General features: G+C 62.0%; 6 protein-coding genes. 5 read left to right on the forward strand and 1 reads right to left on the reverse strand.

Annotated features, from left to right (window positions below; genetic code table 11):
- Window positions 1–111: 111 nt before the first annotated feature.
- Window positions 112–573 (reverse strand): MarR family winged helix-turn-helix transcriptional regulator, encoded by a 462-nt coding sequence (locus tag I5W_RS21890; RefSeq protein ID WP_017450749.1) that lies wholly within the window; start codon window positions 571–573, stop codon window positions 112–114.
- Here I5W_RS21890 and I5W_RS32625 point away from each other — a divergent pair.
- The 5 genes from I5W_RS32625 to I5W_RS21910 all read left to right on the forward strand — a co-directional run.
- A complete protein-coding gene (locus I5W_RS32625) occupies window positions 482–955 on the forward strand; it encodes a hypothetical protein (protein WP_199901786.1) in 474 nt (157 codons plus the stop codon). The two genes, I5W_RS21890 and I5W_RS32625, sit on opposite strands and share 92 nt — an antisense overlap.
- A gap of 12 nt (window positions 956–967) precedes the next feature.
- Window positions 968–2,467, forward strand: coding sequence for an ABC transporter substrate-binding protein (locus I5W_RS21895; RefSeq protein ID WP_044530824.1), 1,500 nt, complete (start codon window positions 968–970; stop codon window positions 2,465–2,467).
- A gap of 4 nt (window positions 2,468–2,471) precedes the next feature.
- Entirely contained in the window at window positions 2,472–3,419 is a 948-nt protein-coding gene (locus I5W_RS21900; protein ID WP_044530825.1) for an ABC transporter permease, read from the forward strand.
- Between the two features lie 51 nt (window positions 3,420–3,470).
- Complete coding sequence (locus I5W_RS21905) at window positions 3,471–4,346, forward strand: ABC transporter permease (RefSeq protein WP_044530827.1); 876 nt, start codon at window positions 3,471–3,473, stop codon at window positions 4,344–4,346.
- 9 nt (window positions 4,347–4,355) lie between these two features.
- Window positions 4,356–4,882: ATP-binding cassette domain-containing protein (locus tag I5W_RS21910; RefSeq protein WP_044530826.1), on the forward strand; the 527-nt coding region annotated here is incomplete at its 3' end.

The following is a 4,882-nucleotide window of genomic DNA, read 5'->3' on the forward strand; positions in this document are numbered from 1 at the left end:
TCTGGGTATAACCAGACCTCATCCTGCGATGAAATATAAAACACTATTAAGTAGTGCACTATATATTTAACTTTAAAAAAGGGACGCGGCAACGCCCACATCCCTTCGACATCACTCACCCGTGTTCTTGTGCAAACGGGCGCGCAATGCCATCAATTCTTCCTTCATCGCGGTCAGTTCCGCGGCGGTCGACTCGGTGGCGCGCAGGACTTCGCGCGGCAACTCCACCGCCTGCTCGCGCAGCTTGTCGCCCTCGGCGGTCAGTGAAATGACCACCTGGCGCTCATCACTGGCGGCGCGCTCCCGACTCACCAGGCCCTGCGCTTCCATGCGCTTGAGCAGTGGCGTCAAGGTGGCAGAATCCAGCACCAGGCGCTCGCCGATCTCCGACACCGTCAACTGGTCCTGCTCCCACAACACCATCAACACCAGGTACTGCGAATAGGTGATGCCGAGATTGCGCAACAGCTTGCGATAGAGCTTGCTCATCGACAAAGACGTCGAATACAGCGCAAAACACAACTGGGCATCCAGTAGCGGGGCCGCCTTGCGTTTGTCTGTTTTCGAATTCATGCAGCGCAGTTTAGCGAGGCCAAAATTAAATAGCAAGCTATTTAATAAAAATATTTACACGCAGGTGCAGACCAATGATGCCGCGCACCTGCACCGCGCATCCTTGCACGCGCGCATCAGGCAGGCGCCCCATCAACGGGCAGCCAAGGTGCGGCGACCGCCCGCCTGGAAGCCTGTCTGGCCTAAATTCCCGGCCATCGATAGCGTTTTACCAGCTGACGAAATCCTGACGCCATGGCACGCTTCCTGCATGTCCTCTTTGTTGTATACATTGACGTATCCGTCCTTGCCTTCATCCTGTCCATCGCCTAACCTGGCCCGATGGCTGCGGCAGACAGGCTCGCCGCCAGGTCGGTTGCGCTCGCTCAGTGATGACTTCTGAAAGGAACAACGAATGAACCAGCGTGTCTCCCGTTTCCTGCTGTGCGCAATGTCCTCGGCCGTGCTGGCCACCTGTTCCCTGCCCACGTTGGCGGTGACGCTCAACATCTCGCTGGACGCCGATCCCGGCAAGCTCGATCCGACGCAATCGTCGATGTTGAACGAGCGCATCCTCTACCAGAGTATCTTCGACAAGCTGGTGGACCTGGATGGCGAAGGCAAGATCGTCCCCATGCTGGCCGAGCGCTGGACCGTTTCCGACGATCAGAAGACCTACACGCTCTACCTGCGCAAAGGGGTCAAGTTCCAGGACGGCACGCCCTTCGACGCCAAGGCGGTGGAGTTCAACCTGCTGCGCGGCCAGGAAAAGACTTCCCTGCGCCGCAACGAACTGAAATACGTCAGCAAGATCACGGTGGTGGACGATCACACCATCAAGCTGGAACTGTCCACGCCCTTCGCCCCCTTCCTGTCGATTCTCACCGACCGCGCCGGCATGATGTCCTCGCCCACGGCCGTGAAGAAATACGGCGAGGATTACGTTAACCATCCGGTCGGCACCGGCCCCTTCATCTACCAAGGGCGCCTCAAGGGTGCCACGCTCACGCTCAAGAAGAATCCCGACTATTGGCGCGCCGGCCTGCCCAAGGTCGACGAAGTGGTCTACAAGATCATGCCGGACGTCAATGTGGCCTTCAACAACCTGCGCAGCGGCCAGGTCGACATCAGCAACCGCTTCCCCTACAAGGAAATCACCAACGTCCCGGCCAACGCCAATTACACGGTGCTCAACAAGCCCTCGTTGGGCTTTCGCGGCGTCTATCTGAATACCACCAAGCCGCCCTTCGACAAGAAGGAAGTGCGCGAAGCCGTCGACATCCTCATCGACCGCAACGCCATCGCCAAGGTGGTCTACAACAATGCGGTAGCACCCGGTCACTCGCCCTTCTCCAAGGCACAGTTCGCCAATGGTCCCAGCGACGTGCCGCCCAAGGTCGACGTAGCACGCGCCAAGGCCCTGCTCAAGGCGGCCGGCAAGGAAGGCGGCTTCAGCTTCAAGCTGACCCTGCCTACCACGGCCGACGAATTGCAGGCCGGCCAGATGATCCAGGGCATGTTGCGTCCGGCGGGCATCACCGTCACGCTGGAAAAGACCGAGATCGCGTCCCAGGTCGAAGCCGGCAAGACTGGCGCCTTCGAAGGCCTGTTCCTGGGATGGAGCGGACGCCCCGACCCGGACCAGAACATCTTTGACTTCGTGAACTCCGGCGGCTCGATGAACTATTCGCACATCGCTGCCAAGGAGGTGGACGACCTGCTGCAGCAGGCCCGGGTGGAAGGCGACCAGGCCAAGCGCAAGGTGCTCTACGACCAGGCCATGGCGATCCTGGTCAAGGAAGTGCCCTACATTTATCTGGTGCATGACAATGTGCTTTTCGGCATCGCCAAGTCGGTCAAGGGCTTCCAGTACGTGCCCGATGGCGTGATCCGTACCGCCACCGTCTCCAAGTAAGTCCATGCTCAAGCTGCCCAAGTTCCTGCAGCGATTGCTGCTCTCGCTGCCCACTCTGCTGCTGGTGAGCAAGGTGGTGTTCTCCCTGTTGGCGGTGCTACCGGGCGATCCGGTGGCCGCCATCCTGGCCATGGAAGCCACGCCCGAAGCCGCTGCCGCCCTGCGACTGAAGCTGGGACTGGATGATCCGTTGCTGGTGCAGTATGGGCGCTGGCTGTGGGCGGTGCTGCACGGCGACCTGGGACGCTCCTTCATCGACAACACCCCGGTGGCCGAGGCCTTGTGGCAGCGCCTGCCGGTGACCATCGAACTGGCCCTGGGCAGCTTCCTAGTGGCCGTGGTCATCGCCGTGCCAGCCGGCATCCTCTCGGCAGCACGGCCACGCGGCTGGGCCAATGCCATCGGCACCTTGATTGCGCTGTTCGGTATGTCGGTGCCGCACTTCTGGCTGGGCATGTTGTTCATCATCCTGTTCGCAGTCAAGCTGGGGTGGCTGCCGGCCTCGGGTTTCGTGCCGCTGTCGGTGGACTGGCACGCCAACCTGATTGCCATGGTGATGCCCATGGTCGTGACCGGCCTGCGTGAATCGGCCATCCTGATGCGCATGGTGCGCAGCAGCCTGCTGGAAGTCTTGAACGAAGATTACATCCGCACCGCCTTCTCCAAGGGCCTGCGCGACTGGCAAGTGGTGCTGGGCCATGCGCTGCGCAATGCCATGATTCCGGTGCTCACCGCCAGCGGCCTGATGGTCTCCGGGATGCTGGGCGGGCTGGTGATCACCGAAAGCATCTTCGGTATCCCTGGCATGGGCAAGATGATCGTCGACGCCATCTTCCAGCGTGACTACGTGACCGTGCAGGCCGGCGTGCTGGCCGCCACGGTCATGGTGATCGTGGTCAATCTCTGCGTGGATCTGCTCTACAGCGTGATCGACCCGCGTATTGCTCGCTGAAGTCCCATTGAATGCCCGCTCAACGTTGAACCTGCGATGACGCCTCCCGACATGAACACCTCCTCAAGCGCCCAGGCCCTGCCTGCGCTGCCCCGCTGGCGCACCCTGCGCCGCTTCAGCCGCAACCGTCTGGCGCTGATCGGTGCGGTGATCATCACTGTACTGGTGCTGCTGGCCCTGGCTGCACCGGTACTGGCCCGGTACGATCCGATCTTTGACCAGGACTATGGCAATCTACTGTCAGGTCCCAGCGCCGAACACTGGCTCGGTACGGATGACCTGGGGCGCGACATCTACAGCCGTATGCTGTACGGTTCGCGCATCTCGCTGCAGGCAGCATTGATCTCGGTCGGGCTGGCCTTTTCGCTGGGCGTGCCCATCGGCATCCTCAGCGGCTACTATCGCGGCGCGGTCGATGCCATCGTCATGCGCGTGGTCGATGCCCTGCAGGCCTTTCCCTCGCTGATCCTGGCGCTGGCCCTGGCGGCGGCGCTGGGCGGTGGTTTCTACAATGCCATGGTGGCCGTGGGCATCGGCTTCACCTCTTCCTTCGTGCGACTGGCACGCGGGCAGGCCATGACCATCCGCAATCTCGACTACGTGATGGCGGCACGCTCCATCGGCGCCGGCCACCTGCGCATCATGTGGCGCTACATCCTGCCCAATGCGCTGGCGCCGCTGGTGATCCAGGCCACCTTCGCCATGGGCACGGCCATCATTGCCGAAGCCGGACTGTCCTATCTCGGCCTGGGCGCCAAGCCGGAAGACCCCAGTTGGGGCTCCATGCTGCACATCGCCCAGGGCTACCTGAACAGCACGCCGATGCTGGCCATGTGGCCGGGGCTGGCGATCTTCCTGGTGGTGCTGGGCTTCAACCTGCTGGGCGACGGCATCCGCGAAGTGTTCGACCCCAAACTGAGCCGCTGAGGAACCTCCATGCTCGCCATCGAGAATCTCAAGATCGAATTCAAGAGCCACGGCCGCCGGGTTGCGCCGGTCGATGGCGTTTCCTTCTCCCTGGGCCAGGATGAAACGGTCGGCCTCTTGGGTGAATCCGGCTGCGGCAAGAGCGTGACAGCCCTGTCCATCCTGCGCCTGTTCCCCATGGCCAGCCAGGCCCGGCTGTCGGGCAGCATCCGCTTTGGCGAACGTGAGCTGCTGCAAGCCGACGACGCCACCCTGCGCAGCATCCGCGGCAAGGAGATCGCCATGATCTTCCAGGAACCGATGACTTCGCTGAACCCGCTGCACCGCATCGGCGAGCAATTGAGCGAGATGCTGCGCATCCACACTGCCCTGCCGCGCCAGGAGATCGCCGCCAAGGTCATCGCCATGCTGGAACGCGTGGGCCTGTCGCGTGCGGCGCAGCTGGTGGATGAATATCCGCATAGCCTTTCCGGGCGTATGCGCCAGCGCGTCATGATCGCCATGGCCCTGCTGTGCCAGCCCCGTCTGCTGGTCTG

It is taken from the genome of Herbaspirillum sp. B65 (assembly GCF_000333555.1).
In the GTDB taxonomy this organism is placed as follows: domain Bacteria; phylum Pseudomonadota; class Gammaproteobacteria; order Burkholderiales; family Burkholderiaceae_D; genus Herbaspirillum; species Herbaspirillum rubrisubalbicans.